The organism is Lentzea sp. NPDC051213, from assembly GCF_044455585.1.
Classification (GTDB): Bacteria; Actinomycetota; Actinomycetes; order Mycobacteriales; family Pseudonocardiaceae; genus Lentzea.
The window spans coordinates 31473-46613 of sequence record NZ_JBITEX010000007.1; the positions used below are offsets into that span (position 1 = coordinate 31473).

At 67.8% G+C, this 15141-nt stretch carries 14 protein-coding genes; 9 read left to right on the forward strand and 5 right to left on the reverse strand.

All coding sequences use genetic code 11. The features are described from left to right. Positions 1-24: 24 nt before the first annotated feature. The 4 genes from ACIA8G_RS28735 to ACIA8G_RS28750 are packed head-to-tail and all read left to right on the forward strand — an operon-like array spanning position 25 to position 2737. Positions 25-768: an ABC transporter permease gene (locus tag ACIA8G_RS28735; protein WP_396421801.1), complete on the forward strand. Its 744-nt coding sequence runs from the start codon at positions 25-27 to the stop codon at positions 766-768. Further along, on the forward strand, positions 765-1532 hold the full coding sequence (locus ACIA8G_RS28740; RefSeq protein WP_396421802.1) for an ABC transporter permease: 768 nt from the start codon (positions 765-767) through the stop codon (positions 1530-1532). Before ACIA8G_RS28735 ends, ACIA8G_RS28740 begins: the two co-directional genes overlap by 4 nt. Beyond that, positions 1516-2313: an ABC transporter ATP-binding protein gene (locus ACIA8G_RS28745; RefSeq protein ID WP_396421803.1), complete on the forward strand. Its 798-nt coding sequence runs from the start codon at positions 1516-1518 to the stop codon at positions 2311-2313. Before ACIA8G_RS28740 ends, ACIA8G_RS28745 begins: the two co-directional genes overlap by 17 nt. 13 nt (positions 2314-2326) lie before the next feature. Beyond that, on the forward strand, positions 2327-2737 hold the full coding sequence (locus ACIA8G_RS28750; protein WP_396421804.1) for a DUF5956 family protein: 411 nt from the start codon (positions 2327-2329) through the stop codon (positions 2735-2737). A 182-nt stretch (positions 2738-2919) separates the two neighbouring features. Here the strand turns inward: ACIA8G_RS28750 and ACIA8G_RS28755 are convergent, their stop codons facing one another. From ACIA8G_RS28755 to ACIA8G_RS28765, 3 genes are all read right to left on the reverse strand, one after another. Beyond that, positions 2920-3651, reverse strand: coding sequence for an IniB N-terminal domain-containing protein (locus tag ACIA8G_RS28755; protein WP_396421805.1), 732 nt, complete (start codon positions 3649-3651; stop codon positions 2920-2922). Between the two features lie 225 nt (positions 3652-3876). Further along, positions 3877-4932 (reverse strand): IniB N-terminal domain-containing protein, encoded by a 1056-nt coding sequence (locus ACIA8G_RS28760; protein ID WP_396421806.1) that lies wholly within the window; start codon positions 4930-4932, stop codon positions 3877-3879. 128 nt (positions 4933-5060) lie between these two features. Continuing rightward, the gene (locus tag ACIA8G_RS28765; protein ID WP_396421807.1) at positions 5061-6230 is read right to left on the reverse strand and encodes a 4-hydroxybenzoate 3-monooxygenase; all 1170 of its coding nucleotides are present in this window, start codon (positions 6228-6230) and stop codon (positions 5061-5063) included. A 196-nt stretch (positions 6231-6426) separates the two neighbouring features. Between ACIA8G_RS28765 and ACIA8G_RS28770 the strand changes: the two genes are divergently transcribed. The 5 genes from ACIA8G_RS28770 to ACIA8G_RS28790 all read left to right on the forward strand — a co-directional run bounded on the left by ACIA8G_RS28770 (position 6427) and on the right by ACIA8G_RS28790 (position 12404). After that, complete coding sequence (locus ACIA8G_RS28770; protein ID WP_396421808.1) at positions 6427-7422, forward strand: ABC transporter substrate-binding protein; 996 nt, start codon at positions 6427-6429, stop codon at positions 7420-7422. Between the two features lie 222 nt (positions 7423-7644). After that, a complete protein-coding gene (locus tag ACIA8G_RS28775; protein WP_396421809.1) occupies positions 7645-10431 on the forward strand; it encodes a nitrate- and nitrite sensing domain-containing protein in 2787 nt (928 codons plus the stop codon). Then, positions 10428-10850, forward strand: coding sequence for a roadblock/LC7 domain-containing protein (locus ACIA8G_RS28780; RefSeq protein WP_030468876.1), 423 nt, complete (start codon positions 10428-10430; stop codon positions 10848-10850). The genes ACIA8G_RS28775 and ACIA8G_RS28780 overlap by 4 nt, the downstream gene beginning before the upstream one ends. Positions 10851-10867: 17 nt before the next feature. After that, positions 10868-11464: a GTP-binding protein gene (locus ACIA8G_RS28785; RefSeq protein ID WP_396421811.1), complete on the forward strand. Its 597-nt coding sequence runs from the start codon at positions 10868-10870 to the stop codon at positions 11462-11464. Positions 11465-11882: 418 nt separating this feature from the next. Then, positions 11883-12404 carry a snapalysin family zinc-dependent metalloprotease gene (locus tag ACIA8G_RS28790; RefSeq protein ID WP_396421812.1) on the forward strand — a complete coding sequence of 174 codons (522 nt, stop codon included), beginning with the start codon at positions 11883-11885 and terminating at the stop codon, positions 12402-12404. A 45-nt stretch (positions 12405-12449) separates the two neighbouring features. On the opposite strand, the gene ACIA8G_RS28795 is transcribed toward ACIA8G_RS28790, so the two are convergent. Beyond that, the gene (locus tag ACIA8G_RS28795) at positions 12450-14282 is read right to left on the reverse strand and encodes a diguanylate cyclase domain-containing protein (protein ID WP_396421814.1); all 1833 of its coding nucleotides are present in this window, start codon (positions 14280-14282) and stop codon (positions 12450-12452) included. After that, the gene (locus tag ACIA8G_RS28800; RefSeq protein WP_396421815.1) at positions 14282-15082 is read right to left on the reverse strand and encodes an SAM-dependent methyltransferase; all 801 of its coding nucleotides are present in this window, start codon (positions 15080-15082) and stop codon (positions 14282-14284) included. The genes ACIA8G_RS28795 and ACIA8G_RS28800 overlap by 1 nt, the downstream gene beginning before the upstream one ends. Positions 15083-15141: the final 59 nt, after the last annotated feature.

A 15141-nucleotide genomic window follows, 5' to 3' on the forward strand; every position in this document is an offset into this window, starting at 1 on the left:
AGATCCACTCTCTAGGGTGACCGAGTGCGTGCGTTCACAAGGGGACTACTCGGCATCGCCGGGTTTCTCGTGCTCTGGGAACTCTTAGGACGCTCGCCGTTCATCCCCGCAGAGGCGCTCCCGCCACCGTCTGTCGTGGCCGGCGAGCTCGTCACGCAACTGACTTCGCCGGACTTCATCAGTCACGTCGTGGCAACGCTGCTGGCAGTGCTGATCGCCATCGTGATCGCCGTCGCCATCGCGGTGCCGAGTGGACTTGTGCTGGGCAGCGTTCCCGCGGTGCGTCACGCGACTCGGGCGATCGTCGAGTTCCTGCGCCCGATTCCTTCCGTGGCACTGATTCCGCTCGCGCTGGTGATGCTCGGCTTCGGACCGGAAACCAAGATCACGCTGGCCGTGTACGCGGCGTTGTGGCCGATCCTCTTCAACACCATTTACGCACTGGACGAACTGGACCCGCTTCTCGTTGACACCGCAAGGGTTTTCGGAACGGGGCGGGCCGGTGTGCTGTTCCTCGTCGCGCTGCCGAGCGCGTTGCCGTTCGTCCTCACCGGAATCAGGCTCGCGGCGACGACCGCGCTGATCGTGATGGTGAGCGTGGAACTGATGGCGGGCAGTCAGATCGGCATCGGCTACTTCATCATGGAGGCCCGCAGCGGGCCAGGCCGGATGGACCAGGTGCTGGTCGGCACCGTGGTAGCGGGCACGATCGGTGTCCTGCTCAACAACGGCCTCGAGCGCGTCCGCCGGCGTTGGGTGGCCTGGTGACCAAGTTCCTGCAGCGGTGGACCGTGTTCGCCGGGCTCGTCGCGGTGTGGCAGTTGCTCGGCTGGCTTGCCGACGACCCGTTCTTCCCGCCGCCGTCGGAGATTCTGACGTCCGCCTACGAGTGGCTGGTGCTCGAACCCGAGAACTTCACCGGCCACGTCGTCCCGTCGGTGGTGCGGCTGCTGTCCGGCTGGGCGATCGCCAGCGTGATCGGTGTGTCCCTGGGGCTCCTGCTCGGCCGGTCCGACCGGGCCATGGAGTACGCGGGACCGCTGCTGGTCTTCCTGCGCTCGATCCCGCCGCCCGCGCTGGTGCCGGTGTTCCTGCTGCTGTTCAGGGGCGGCACGTCGATGCAGCTCGCGACGATCGTGTTCGGCGTCGTCTGGCCGGTGCTGCTGAACAGCGTGGACGGCGCCCGCTCGGTCGACGTGACCAAAGTGGACACTTCCGCGGTATTCCAGATCCCGCGCTGGCAGTGGGTTCTGGGTGTGGTGCTGCCCGCGGCGTCGCCGAAGATCTTCGCCGGCCTGCGGGTCTCGCTGTCGCTCTCGCTGGTGCTGATGGTCATCTCCGAGCTCGTGGGCACGGACAACGGCATCGGCTCGCAGCTCATGCAGGCACAGCGCTCGTTCGACTACACGCGCATGTGGGCCGGGATCGTCCTGTTGGGCGTTCTCGGCTACGGACTCAACACCGCGCTTCTCGCGGTGGAACGCAGGGCGTTGGCCTGGCAACCGAGGAGTCGGGATGAGCAACATGCTTGAGGTGGCCGACCTGGGCCACACCTACGGCGATCACGAGGCGATCGGCGGCTTGTCGTTCACCGTGCGCGCCGGCGAGCTGGTGTGCGTGGTGGGACCGTCCGGCTGTGGCAAGTCCACACTGCTGCGCACGATCTCCGGACTCGTCGCGCCCTCGCGCGGTGACGTGTCCCTGCACGGCTCGCACCTCGCGGTGGTCTTCCAGGACTACTCGCGCTCGCTGTTCCCGTGGCTCTCGGTGCAGGGCAACGTGGAGTTCCCGTTGCGCTCACTGCCACGTGCCGAGCGCCGTTCCCGTGCCGCCGAGGCGCTGGAGTGGGTCGGCCTCGGTGCTGCTGCCCGCAAGCGACCATGGCAGCTCTCCGGCGGCATGCAGCAGCGCGTGGCGATCGCGCGCGCTCTGGCGTACCGGCCGGCGTTGTTGTTGATGGACGAGCCGTTCGCCTCGGTGGACGCGCAGACCCGGTTCGAGCTGGAGGACCTGTTGTTGCGGGTACGTCGTGAGCACGACACGACCGTTCTTGTGGTCACGCACGACATCGACGAGTCGGTGTACCTGGGCGACCGGATCCTGGTGCTGAGCGGTTCTCCCGCGCGCCTGGTGGCCGACCTGGAGGTGCCGCTGCCCGCTGAGCGCGACCAGGTGACGACGCGGACCGACGAGGGCTTCGTGGCGCTGCGGTCGAAGGTCGCGCGGCTGCTGAACGTCGGCAAGCCCACCATGGACGTGGAGAAGTGGGCGGCGGCTGAGCGCGAGTCGCTGAGCGAGACGGTGTCCACCTGACAGACTTTCCGGTGTGCCCGGCTGGAACCTGTTCCTCGTCGTCGACGCCGAGCCCGTAGAGGTGTCCGGCGGGCGCGACCGGGTGGTGCTGCTCGAGGGCAGGCGCCTGCTTGCGTTGCCGGACAACGGGTATCAGCTGCTCGTGGCGTGGGCCGCCGGTCCGCGCCGGGTGGTGCGCACACCTGCGCCGGTGCATCCCGATCAGGACATCATCGATACGTTCGTGAACTCGTACCTGGTGGACGCCGGCGTGCCGCCGCGGCCGCGCGGGTTCGCCTGGTACCTCGACCTGCCGCCCGGCGTCTCCCCGTCGGACGTCTGGGCCGCGGTCGATCCCGGTGGGGCGCACGGGTCTCCGGTGGATCTGCACCGCGTGCGGGAGGCGATGGAGCGGGGTCTGGCGGGGCTCTACCCGTCGGCCTGATCGACGACGCCAGACCAACGACCCCTGATCAACGACGCAGAACAGCCCCGGACACCCGCCGCGGTCCGGGGCTGTTCTGCGTCGCACGAGGGCCGTGCGAATGGGTGCGTGCCTGACCCCACTGGAGGGAGGGCAAAGGCCAGGCACGACGAGGAGGGTGTGCTGGCGCGGCTAGCGGCAGATCAGAGGTGGATGTCCACGTCGTTGCCGTTGCCGACCCCACCGTCGAGCACGTCGATGTCGCCGACGTTGACGTCGCCGACCACCTGGCCGATCGAGTTGTGGATGTCGCCGACCTGCGCGACGTCCTGGACCACGTTGTCGGTCACGTCGGCGACGTCCGCCACGTCGACGTCGGCAACGTCCTTGACCAGCACGTCGGTGTTCTTGACGAGCACGTCGGTGTCCACGAGGTCCTTGACGAGGACGTCGGTGTCGATGTCCTTCACCAGCACGTCGGCGACGTCCTTGACGTCCGCCACGTCGGTCACCTTGGCGACGACGGAGTTGTCCGAGACGTTCGAGACGACGTCGGTGCCCTTCAGAACGGTGGCGTCGAGGGTGTTCGACACGTCGCCCAGGTCGGAGAAGTCCTTGACCAGCGCGGTGATGGTCGAGGGCGCGGCGACGTCGGTGATCGTGGTGACGCCCTCGACGTTGCCCACGATGGCCGTCAGCTGGTCGGCGGCGGTCAGGTCGCCGGTCTCGGCGAGCAGCTGGTCGATGGCGTCGACGTTCACGACGGACGCGGCGTCGAGCACCAGCGGCAGGATGTCGTGGAGGTCGGCGGCGGTGATGTCGCTCAGACCGGCCGCGTCGAGGGTGCCCTCGGGGTCAGCCTGGAACTCCGCCCTGGCGTCCAGGTCGCCGAGCAGGGTGAGGGTGAAGTCGTGCAGCGTGGTCTGGGTGCCCATGGGGACTCAAGCTCCTGTAGGTGGATCGGGGGATGACGGGTTCAACCGTATGGAGGATCGGCATCCCCCGGCATCGGGTGTTGGCCCCAGATCGTGACGAAATGAGATCCCTAGGGGACGCGTGTCACCCGTTAGGGGTGCGGGGTTCTCACCCGCCAGGGTGGTTCTTCGAAGACAAATCAGCCCCGGACCTGAGTGGTCCGGGGCTGATTTGTCAGTGCGAGGTCAGAGGTGCAGACCCAGATCGTTGAGGTTGCCGACGCCGTGGTCCAGCACGTCGAGGTCGCCGACGTTGAGGTCGCCGAGGACGTTGCCGACCGTGTTGTGGACGTCGCCGACCTGGCCGACGTTCTGCACGACGTTGCCGGTCACGTCCGCCACGTTCGAGACGTCGACGTCCGCGACGTCCTTGACCAGGACGTCGGTGCTCTTCACGAGCACGTCGGTGTCGACGACGTCCTTCACGATGCCGGTGGTGTCGAGGTCCTTGACCAGCACGTCGGCGACGTTCTTCACGTCGGCCACGTCGGTCACCTTGGCGAGGACGTCGTTGCCGCCGACGAGGCCGGTGACGTCGGTGACGCCGGAGAGCGCGTCGGTGCCGCCGACGAGGCCGGTAGCGCCGGAGAGCGCGTCGGTACCGCCGACGAGGCCGGTAACGCCGGTGACGCTCGAGAGCGCGTCAGTGCCGCCGACGAGGCCCGTGACGCCGGTGACGCCGGAGAGCACGTCGGTGCCGCCGACGAGGCCCGTGACGCCGGTGACGCTCGAGAGCGCGTCAGTGCCGCCGACGAGGCCCGTGACGCCGGTGACGCCGGAGAGCACGTCGGTGCCGCCAACGAGGTCGGTAGCGCCGGTGACGCCCGAGAGGAGGTCGGTGCCCTGCAGCACGCCGTCGAGGGTGCCCGACACGTCGCCGAGGTCGGAGAAGTCGCCGACCAGGCCGTTGACGGCCGCGGGGGAGGCGATGTCCGTGACGGAGGTGAGGCCGTCGAGGTCCGCGATGGAGGCGGCGTCGAGCACCAGCGGCAGGATCTCCTCGACGTCACCCGCGGTGAGGTCGCCGAGCCCGCAGGAGCCGAGGACACCCTCGGGGTCGAGCTGGAACGCCTCGAGCGCGGCCGGGTCGTTCAGCAGGCCCAGGGCGAACTCGTGCAGCGTGGCCGGCTGGACCTCGACCGGCGCGGCCGGCGGGGTGGCCTGGGGCTCTGCCTGCTGCGGGGCCTGCTGGGCCTGCTGGGGAGCCTGCGGAGCGGCCTGCGCGCTGTCCTGCTGGATCATGAAAACTCGTGCTCCTGTGATGTCGCGGGGGGATGTCGCACCAACCTATTAAGATCGACACCCCCCAGGCATCGGGTGCAAGCCCTAGCTCGTGGCGGACCGAACTCCCTAGGGGCTCGCGTCACCCGTTAGGGGCCCACGTAGTTCTCGGCGAAGGTCGCGCGGTAGGCGGGCGACTCGGCCAGGTGCTCCAGGCGTGCCTGCGCCAACCGTCCGAAGAACGGTGAGCCGACATCGGTGTGGATCATGTTCACCATCCACTGTGAAAATTCCTGTGCGCGCCAGACCCGGCGCAGGCAGTCCTCCGAGTACGTCTTCAGACCGGTCTCGGATCCGGTGGCGTAGAAGGACATCAGCGCACGTCCGAAGGTCACGGCGTCGTTCATCGCGAGGTTCATGCCCTTGGCCCCGACCGGGCTGATGATGTGGGCTGCGTCACCCAGCAGGTAGAGCCGGCCGTACGACATGGGCTCCACGACGTGGCTGCGCATGTCCAGCACCCGCTTCTCGATGATCTTGCCCTCGGTCAGCGACCACGTGGAATCCTGCAGCGCGAACCGCTTGTGGAGTGCTTCCCACACCTGTTCGTCCGACCAATCGGCGGCATTGGTCCCGACCGGTACCTGGAGGTAGAAACGGGACACCGTCGGCGAACGCAACATGTGTCCGGCAAAACCGTCCTCGTGCAGCGCGTAAATGATGGCTTTAGTCGACGGAGGGGCCTCCGCAAGAATGGCGAGCCACTCAATTCCGTGCTGATGCTTGAATTCCGACAGCACCCCTTCGGGAATGGACGGCCGGCTCACCCCGTGGAACCCGTCGCACCCGGCCACGAAGTCACATGAAATTTCCTCGCGTATGCCATCTGCGCTGGTCCAGGCCACGGAGGGCGTGGACGACGTGATGTCCCGCAACTCGACGTCGCTGACCGAGAACCGGATGTCCCCGCCTGCGTCCACGAATGCGGCGATGAGGTCTTTGACCACTTCCTGCTGGGGGTAGACGTAGTGCTGGCGCCCCTCGTACAGATCGCTGTACGCGACCTGGAACGCCTGGCCGTTCACGCGGAATTCACACGTTCCGTGACGGTCTGCTTCCATCAGCAAACGATCTGCGAGTCCGAGCGACTCCAGCATGGTCACGGAGCGATGTTCCAGGACTCCTGCCCGTGGTCGGGTTTCCACGTGGGCACGACTACCTTTTTCGAGCACAAGGCAGTCGATACCTGACTGCTGGATCAGGTTTGCCAAGGTCAGACCGGCCGGCCCGGCGCCGACGACGGCTACAGCGCGCTTCAACTGGGGTTCTCCTAGCCCTAGACCTGCTGTGCTTAGATGCTCACCGCAGGTAGTGGACTGGAACCTGCTCGTGTCGGTCAACTGGGGTCTTTTGGAGCAGCATCACTACTCTGAGTGGTTGACCGTCGCGACCTCCCCGCAACGACGACACCGCTCCGACAGGAGAGTGCTCCCGATGACTCGAAGAGTCCGCCGTATGGCCGTCCGTGGCGTCGCCCTCGCCACGCTGCTCGCCACCGTGGCGAGCTGTGGACTGCTCGGCGGCAAAGAGCCGGCGCCCCCGGCCGATGCGAACGGCACCGGTCCGGTCGAGAAGGCCAAGATCACCCTGGGGGTCCTGCCGATCCTCGACGTGGCTTCCGTCCACGTGGCGATCAAGAAGAACTACTTCAAGGACGAGGGGCTCGAGGTCGAGCTCAAGACGATCCAGGGTGGTGCTCAGGCGATCCCCGGCCTGATCAACAAAGAGCTGGACATGACCTTCGGCAACTGGGTCTCGTTCTTCGCCGCGCAGTCGAAGGACGCCGCCAAGGCGGTCGACGGCATCAAGCTCATCGCCGATGGCTACCAGGCCAAACCCGACATGTTCCTGATCTTGGCCGCGGGTGACTCCGCCATCAAGAGCCCCAAGGACCTCGCGGGTAAGACCATCGCGATCAACACCTTCAAGAACATCGCCGAACTGACCGCGAAGGCGACTCTGGAAGCCGCGAACGTCGACCCGAAGTCGGTCACGTTCAAGGAGATGCCGTTCCCGGACATGCAGGCGGCTGTCCAGAACAAGACCGTCGACGCGGCCTTCATGGTCGAGCCGTTCATCACGCGCGCCCAGCGCGCCGCCGGTCAGATCAAGGTGCTCGACGCGGCGTCCGGCCCCACCGACGGCATTCCGATCGCGGGCTTCGCGACCAGTGGCAAGTTCGCCCAGGAGAACCCGAAGACGGTGGCCGCGTTCCAGCGCGCGATCGCCAAGGGCCAGGCCGACGCCGCCGACCGTCCCACGGTCGAGCCGCTGCTCGTCGAGTACGCCAAGGTCGACAAGGAAACCGCAGGCCTTGTCCACTTCGGCACCTTCCCGACCACGCTCGACGCGACGCGGCTGCAGCGGATCCCGCAGCTGATGCAGCGGTACGGGCTGCTGGACAAGGAGTTCGACGTCAAGCCGATGCTCATCCAGCCTTCCGGTAGTTGACGAACAGCGCGGGTGGCTGTGATCGCGCCGTGATCACAGCCACCCGCGCTGCGTCGTTTCCTCCGGATGAATTATCGGTCAGGGGCCGTTTAGTGGCCCTGGTCGAAAGTTGTTGATTCTCGAACCAGCTGTTTTGTCGTCCAAACGGCGGTATGAGAACCGACTGTTTTACACCAAGATCCACCAGGTTTGCAGCTATTCACGGGGCGGGGAGTGTTGACGGTGCGCGGTCGTGAGGGCCAGCGAGGCATCGACCGGTTCCGCCTACGCAACTGGCGGTTGCGGAGCAAGCTCGCGGTGGTGTTGCTAGTTCCTGCGTTGAGTACCGCGACTCTTGCGGGCCTGCGCCTGAACAACCAGCTCGACGACGTCGAGCTGTTCGGCGCCGTCCAGCGTGAGCTCTCGGTCAGCCATCAGGCGGCGAAGGTGGAGAACGCGCTTCAGGTCGAGCGCGACTGGGCCGTGCAGTGTGTTGCCGCCGGTAGGCAGAACGCGTGCCCTGAGCACGCCGCCCGCACCGGTGCCACCGACACGGAGATCGGGAAGTACCGGGACTCGGGCGCGACGGCCACGTCGCTGAGCGGGCCGCTGCGGGAGTCGTTCGGCAAGTCGCTGCAGTCGCTCGACGGTCTGGCCCCGCTGCGCATCACGTTGCTGAGCACCAAGTACCCGGACATGGCCGTGATCGGTGCGTACAACCAGATCATCGCCTCGCTCAGCCAGGTGCACCGTGCCGCGATCGCCAGCCTGAGCGAGCCGGAGATCGTTCCGCTGGTCGCTGCCGCGCAGGCGCTCTACCTCGCGCAGGAGCAGCTCGGCCAGCAGCACTCGATCCTCACGGCGACCGCGCTGCGCAAGGGTTTCGCGCCCGGTGGTGCGGACGAGCTGCGGTCGGCGCAGTCCCGGCTGGACGCCGCGTTCAACGAGTTCGACGACGTGGTCTCGCCGCAGAACCGGCAGAAGTTCCAGGACATCGTGTCCGGTGCCTCGGTGGACGGCCGCAACCGGCTCGTGAAGCTCGCGCTGGCGCAGGACGCCGACGACAAGCCGGTGACCATCACCGACGCCGAGGTGCTCAAGATCGGCCAGGACACCGCGAACCTCGTGCGCGAGGTGGCCGCGGACATGGAGGGTCAGGCCGACGCGGCGACCACCCGGCTGGCAGGCGAGGCCCGCCAGGCCGCCTGGCGTGACGCCGCACTGGTCGCCGTGTCGCTGCTGATCGCGTTCGGCCTGATGGCGATGGTCGCGCAGTCGATGCTGCGGCCGCTGCGCGTGCTGCGCCGCAGCGCGCTCGACGTCGCCCGCAACCAGCTGCCGGACGCGATTCGCCGAATCCGGTCGCACCGCGACCCCGAGCGTGCCGCCGAAGAGGCGATCGTCCCGGTGCCGCTCAACACGACAGAAGAGGTCGGCCAGGTCGCGCGGGCGTTCGACCTCGTGCAGCGCGAGGCCGTCCGGCTCGCCGTCGAGCAGGTGGCGCTGCGCGCGAACGTCAACGACATGTTCATCAACCTGTCGCGGCGCTCGCAGGCGTTGGTGGAACGCCAGATCAGCGTGATCGACCGGCTGGAGCAGGACGAGCAGGACCCCGACCACCTCGCGTCGTTGTTCGAGCTCGACCACCTCGCCACGCAGATGCGCCGCAACAGCGAGAACCTGCTGGTGCTCTCCGGCACGACCGTCAACCGCCGCGTCACCCGCCCGGTCGCGATCGCCGAGGTGCTCGGTGCCGCGGTGTCCGAGGTGGAGAAGTACGCGCGCGTCCAGATCGCCCCGACGCCGGACATGATGGTGCAGGGCCGCGTGGTCAACGACCTCGCGCACCTCATCGCCGAGCTGCTGGACAACGCGACGGCGTTCTCGAAGCCGACCACCAAGGTCACCGTGCGCACGATCGAGACCCGCAAGGGCGAGATCGCGATCCGCATCCACGACCGCGGCGTCGGCATGCAGGACGCCGACATCGTGGAGGCGAACGCCAAGCTCGCCGAGCCGCCGGAGGTCGACGTCTCGGTGGCCCGCGAGATGGGCCTGTACGTGGTCGGCCAGCTCGCGAAGCGGCACGAGATCCGCGTGACGCTCGGGAACAACGACGACATCGAGGGCGGCGTCACCGCCCAGGTGATCCTGCCGATCACGTTGCTGCACAAGGGCGCGCCGCCCGCACTGCCGTTGCCGAGCGCTGCTCCCGGCGCGACCGCCGTCGAGTCCACCGCGGAAGGCCTCGCGGGCGTGCCGAAGTGGACGCCGGAGTACCCGGTCGCGATGCCGGCCACCGAGTCCGGCGTGGAGGAGCCCTCCGGCCGGCATCGCATCGAGCAGACGTCCGCGGACGGTCTGTTCACCGCGCGGGTGGCGGCGGACGAAACGTCCTCTGAGGACGGTTATTCCTACGAGCCGCCGATCGAGCGTCCCGCGCCCGACCCGGCGACCGAGATCTTCCCGGCGATCCGGGACGAGGACATCTCCGTCGACGACCTGTCGCGGTGGTTCCAGACTCCGGCCGCGGCTGTTCCAGTGCAACCGAGTGCATCCACAGTGGACGTTCCGTCAGCGGAGCCGGAACGTGCGGAAGTAGAAGCAGAAGAAGAACCCGGCACGGTGAACGGCCTGCCCAAGCGGCAGCGTTCGGTGGAGACCGGGAAGACCGAGGCACCAACGGCGGTGCCGCGCGCGGTAGCCGACTACGCCGAGTCCGACTGGGGAGCGGCGGACGACGGCTGGCGCGCCGCCGGCGCGCTGGACAACGACAACGGCGCAGCCGCGCAGACGACGGAGAACGGCCTGCCCAAGCGCGTCCCGAAGGCGCGCCTGGTGCCCGGTTCGCTGCCGAAACCGTCGTCACCGGCACCCCAGCTGGCGACGGCGGGCATCCCCGGCCGGTCCGCCGACCGGCTGCGTCAGCGGTTCGCCACGTACCAGAAGGGTGTCCAGATGGGCCGTGAGTCGCTCTTCGACTCAGGCATCGGAGGCATCCCCGTGATCGCAGAAAGGGAACACCAGTGACGACCGCGACTGAGGAACTGGACAACTTCAGCTGGCTGGTCGAGGACTTCGTCAGCAGGGTCGCCGGTGTGGCGCACGCGATCGTCGTCTCCGCGGACGGTCTGCTGCTCGCTTCGTCGGACCGCCTGCCGCACGACCGTGCCGAACAGCTGGCGGCTGTGTCCTCCGGCCTGGTTTCACTGAACCTCGGCGCGGCGCGTTGCTTCGAGGCAGGTGAGGTGAAGCAGACTGTCGTCGAGATGGAACGAGGCTATCTTTTCCTGATGTCGATCAGCGACGGGTCGTGCCTCGCCGTGCTGGCCGCACCCAACTGCGACATCGGGCTCATCGGTTACGCGATGACCCGCCTGGTGGAGCGGGTCGGTCTCCAGTTGACGCCGGAGATCCGCGCCCAGCTGCACGTTTCCATGCGAGCCTGAGTAGAGAGAAGTTCCCCATGAGCAACGGTGCTCCGGGTCGTCCGGGGTCACCTGGGGTCGACCTGACCGCGATGTCGGCGAAGATCGTCGTCGCGGGCGGGTTCGGCGTCGGCAAAACGACGTTCGTCGGTTCGGTCTCCGAGATCACCCCGCTGACGACCGAGGCCGTCATGACCCAGGCATCGGTCGGCGTCGACGACCTGTCCGCGGTACCGGACAAGGTCACCACGACGGTGGCCATGGACTTCGGCCGCGTGTCGCTCGACAAGGACCTGATCCTGTACCTGTTCGGCACGCCGGGCCAGCACAGGTTCTGGTTCATGTGGGACGACCTGGTGCGGGGCGCGATCGGCGCTGTCGTCATGGTCGACACTCGCCGGATCGACGAGGCGTTCGCGCCCATCGACTTCTTCGAGGACCGCGAACTGCCGTACGTGATCGCGGTGAACTGCTTCGACGGACTGATGCACCACCGGGCCGAAGAGGTGCGGGACGCGCTGACGATCCCGTCGTCCGTGCCGATAATTCCTTGCGACGCGCGGAATCGGCAGTCGACGAAGCAGATCCTGATCGCACTCGTGGAGCACGCGTTACGCCAGCCTTCATTCGCCTGACCGGCGTCCGCGAGTACTACCGGGTTGGTGGTACTCGCGGGCGACGGCCGGATGTGGGTGTACAACGCGGCCAACAGCACCATCAGCCCGGCTTATGACGATTCCCTTTGTCTCCGGCGGATCTGCTCCGCTGACCGGTGCCGGCAACGCAACTCGCTCGTCTGGCGGCGATCTGTTCGTGGCGGAGGACAGCGCCGTTCCTCGTGATTCCCTGTCAGAGCAGCAGAAAGATCTCGGGCTCGACGGCAGTGGGCGGTTTTTCTCCTCGCCCCGCGGCACGTCCGGGAGCAGCAGCGCAGCGATCACCGCCGAAGTCTCTGGACCGTTCCGGTGCTGATTGACACTTGACTCTTCTTGTGCGCCAACGCTGCAGCGATACAGTCGAGGTGCAATTACCCTGCATTGCGAGGAGATTCCTGTGTTCCTGCGCAAAACAATTGCCGTGCTGGCCAGCGTCGCAGCCCTGTCTGTCGGCGTCGCTGGTACCGCTCAAGCGGCCCCGCGCACTCTTACGTACAACTCGAACGCCGTCACCTCCGCTGCCTTGAAGAAGGCCGTCGACGACGGTGCGAACGTGTGGAACACCCAGGTCGCGAACGTCCGCCTGGTCAAGACGACCGGCGCCGCGAACATCACGGTGAGCCAGGACAGCGGATGGCCTCGTGCCTACGTGGCCGGCCTCGGCCGTGGCCGCTGGGTCTTCGGCACTCAGGCGGTCACCGACGGGCACCACGTCGTCCGCATCGCGGCGCACGAGTTCGGGCACCTGCTGAGCCTGCCTGACCGCAGGACCGGTCTGTGCACCGACCTGATGTCCGGCGCCAGCGCCGGCACCAGTTGCAAGAACCCGATTCCGAGCGCCAAGGAGAAGGCCGAGGTCGAGGCTGCCTTCAGTCGCCTCGTCACCGTCGGGCCCAGCACGTTCGTGGATGCTGCCTAGGTAGATCGTGAGTGGTTGTGGTCGCCCCCTGACGGCCACAACCACTCATGACACCACCATGTCCACGCCGAGGGCGCGCAGCTCGTCCGGATCCCCTGGCCCGCCGATCACGTGCACGCCGGCCGACCGCAGCAACGGCACCAGCAGCGCCAACCCCTGCCGCGCCAGCCGTTCGGACGGCGGCTGAGCCAGCCGGACGCCCCAGATCGCGTTCCGGTCCACAGTGGACAGACCGGCGAACCCGCCGCCGAACTCGTGCAGCAGCACGTGCACGCCCATGTCGTGCAGCACTTCGAGGTTTTCCTCGCCGTCCGGCATGGACCGCACGTCCAGCGCCAGGAACAGCGATGAGGCCGGAAACGCGCAGGCCCGCAACGTGGCCCGCACGTGCGTTGCCAGATCCGGGTCCCGCGACTGGTCCTTGGACAGCCGGACCAGCACCGGTTCGCCGCGTGAGCAGGCGTCGTGCAACATCATCTGGCCCACGCGGGCCGCCAGGCCCAGCGCGTCGGCGTAGGCGACGACCTCGGCGTGCCGGGTGACGCCCCACCGCAGCGTCGCCTCGAGAAACGCCTGCCTGCCCGAAACCCACGACACCGGCGAGTACTCCACGGAGATCTCGCCGTTCTCGAAGGCTCCGGGCATCGAAGCGATCCGCGCGAACCTGGCGCGGTCGGCCACGTCCGCCTCGTGGTCGTAGATGCCCCACTGTCTCTTGCCGCCGTGCTCGGCCCGCCGCAACGTCGAATGTGCCCGGCGCAGCACCACCGTCGGATCGACGCCGGGGCCGACGGCGTGCACGAAGCCGATCGACGTCGACACCGCGACGCCCGCGCCCTCCAGGTAGACGGGCTCGGACAGTTCCTCGTCGATCAGCGCGGCCAGTGCGGCGACGTCGGGCGAGCCCTTGATCAGCACCACGAACTCGTCGCCGCCGACCCGTGCCACCACGGCGTCCGGCAGCGCCACCCGCAACCGCCGGGCGACCTCCGTCAGCACCGCGTCACCGGCGCCGTACCCGAGACCGTCGTTCACGATCGTCAGGCTGTCGACGTCCAGGTACCCCAGCGTGTGCGGCTCGCCGGAGGCCAGCGCCGACTCCAGCTTGTCCGTGAACGAGGCCCGGTTCGGCAGCCCGGTCAGCAGGTCCGTCAGCGACTGGTGCCGCAGCCACTCCTGCAGCATCCGCTGCTCGGTCACGTCCTCGATCAGCGCGACGTGGAACTTCGGCAGCCCGTCGGAGCCGCGCAGCACGGACAGCACGACGTTCGCCCACACCGTGTCGCCGTTGTTCCGCGTCAGCTGCCACTCGCGCCGGTTGGTGTCCACAGAGGACGCGAGCATCCGCTTGCACGCCGCCGCAAGCGCGGCCGCGTCCGTCTCGGCGAACAGCTCCTTGGGCATCTCCTCGTGCCCGAGCATCTGCGCCAGCGCGTCGTTCGCCTCCACCACCGCGCCGTGCAGGTCGAAGATCGCGATGCCCACCGTGGTCGACGCGAAGACCTGCGCGAACCTGGCCTCGCTGTCGTGCAGGTCGCGCTGCGCGTCCTCGACGGCCTTCAGCAGCGCGTTCTTGACCTTCTCCTGCTCGGCGAACAGCTGGTCGCGCGTCGCCCGCACGTACCCGGCGGCCAGCCCGCCCAGCACCTCCGCGGGGAACTTCGCCGACAGCACCTCCAGCGTGCGCCGCAACGAGTCCGGCCCGGTGAACCGCTTGCGCACCAGCCACTCGCCGACGCCCTCCGCCGCATCGTGCCCAGCGCGCAGCCGGGCGGCGTGCTCCTCGAGAAGCTGCGTGAGCTTTCGCCGGGACATCGGCGAGTACGCGCTCTCGATCAGAACAGCCGCCCAGCGCTGCGCCAGGGACGAGGTGGCCATCAGGGCTTGAGGCCCACCGCTGCGTAGAGGTTCGCCTTCGACGGATCGGAACCGACGTCCTCGGGCGTCTCCGGCCGCCACTCCGGCGTGAACACGATGCCCGGCTCGACGATCTCCAAGCCTGCCAGCATGTCCGTCACCTGGGCCTTGGTACGAGGCGTGATCGGCTCCGCGGTCTTCGCGAAGATCTCCTTACCGGCCGCCATCGCCGCCGGCATGCTGTCCGCGGTGAAGTGCGACAACGCCAGGTACGAACCGGAAGCCAGCGATTCCACGTAACGGGACAACACGCCCCACGGGTCGTCCGAGTCCGGGATGAACTGCAGGACGCCCACGACCAGCAGGCCGATCGGCTGCGAGAAGTCCAGCGACGCGGAAGCCTGCTGCACCACCTTCTCCGGCTCGCGCAGATCCCCCAGCAACGCGGTCACGTTCGGCTCGCCGGCCAGCATCAGCTCGGCGTGCGTGATCGCGACCGGCTCGAAGTCGACGTACACGACCTTCGAGTCGGGGGCGACCTCGTGCGCCACCTCGTGCACGTTGCCGACCGTCGGGATGCCCGACCCGAGGTCCAGGAACTGCCGGACGCCGAGATCCGCCAGCTCCAGCACGACGCGGCGCAGGTACGCGCGGTTGCGCCGGGCCATGTCCCGCACCGGCAGCACCTTGATCAGGGCCTCGGCTGTAGCGCGGTCGGCTTCGAAGTTGTGCCCGCCGCCGAGCAGGTAGTCGTAGATCCGGGCCGAACTCGGCACGTCTACGTTGACACCTTCCGGAACCCAGCTGACTCGATCGACCACAGCGACACACCTCTCGCGATGCGAATTCTGAGCGTCGATAACCCTACTGGCCGCACATG

What these genes read in the sequence shown, in the direction of transcription:
- ACIA8G_RS28745 (WP_396421803.1), top strand. Translation starts at nt 1,516, where the DNA reads ATGAGCAACATGCTTGAGGTGGCCGACCTGGGCCACACCTACGGCGAT.
- ACIA8G_RS28755 (WP_396421805.1), bottom strand. Translation starts at nt 3,651, where the DNA reads ATGGGCACCCAGACCACGCTGCACGACTTCACCCTCACCCTGCTCGGC.
- ACIA8G_RS28760 (WP_396421806.1), bottom strand. Translation starts at nt 4,932, where the DNA reads ATGATCCAGCAGGACAGCGCGCAGGCCGCTCCGCAGGCTCCCCAGCAG.
- ACIA8G_RS28770 (WP_396421808.1), top strand. Translation starts at nt 6,427, where the DNA reads ATGGCCGTCCGTGGCGTCGCCCTCGCCACGCTGCTCGCCACCGTGGCG.
- ACIA8G_RS28785 (WP_396421811.1), top strand. Translation starts at nt 10,868, where the DNA reads ATGAGCAACGGTGCTCCGGGTCGTCCGGGGTCACCTGGGGTCGACCTG.
- ACIA8G_RS28795 (WP_396421814.1), bottom strand. Translation starts at nt 14,282, where the DNA reads ATGGCCACCTCGTCCCTGGCGCAGCGCTGGGCGGCTGTTCTGATCGAG.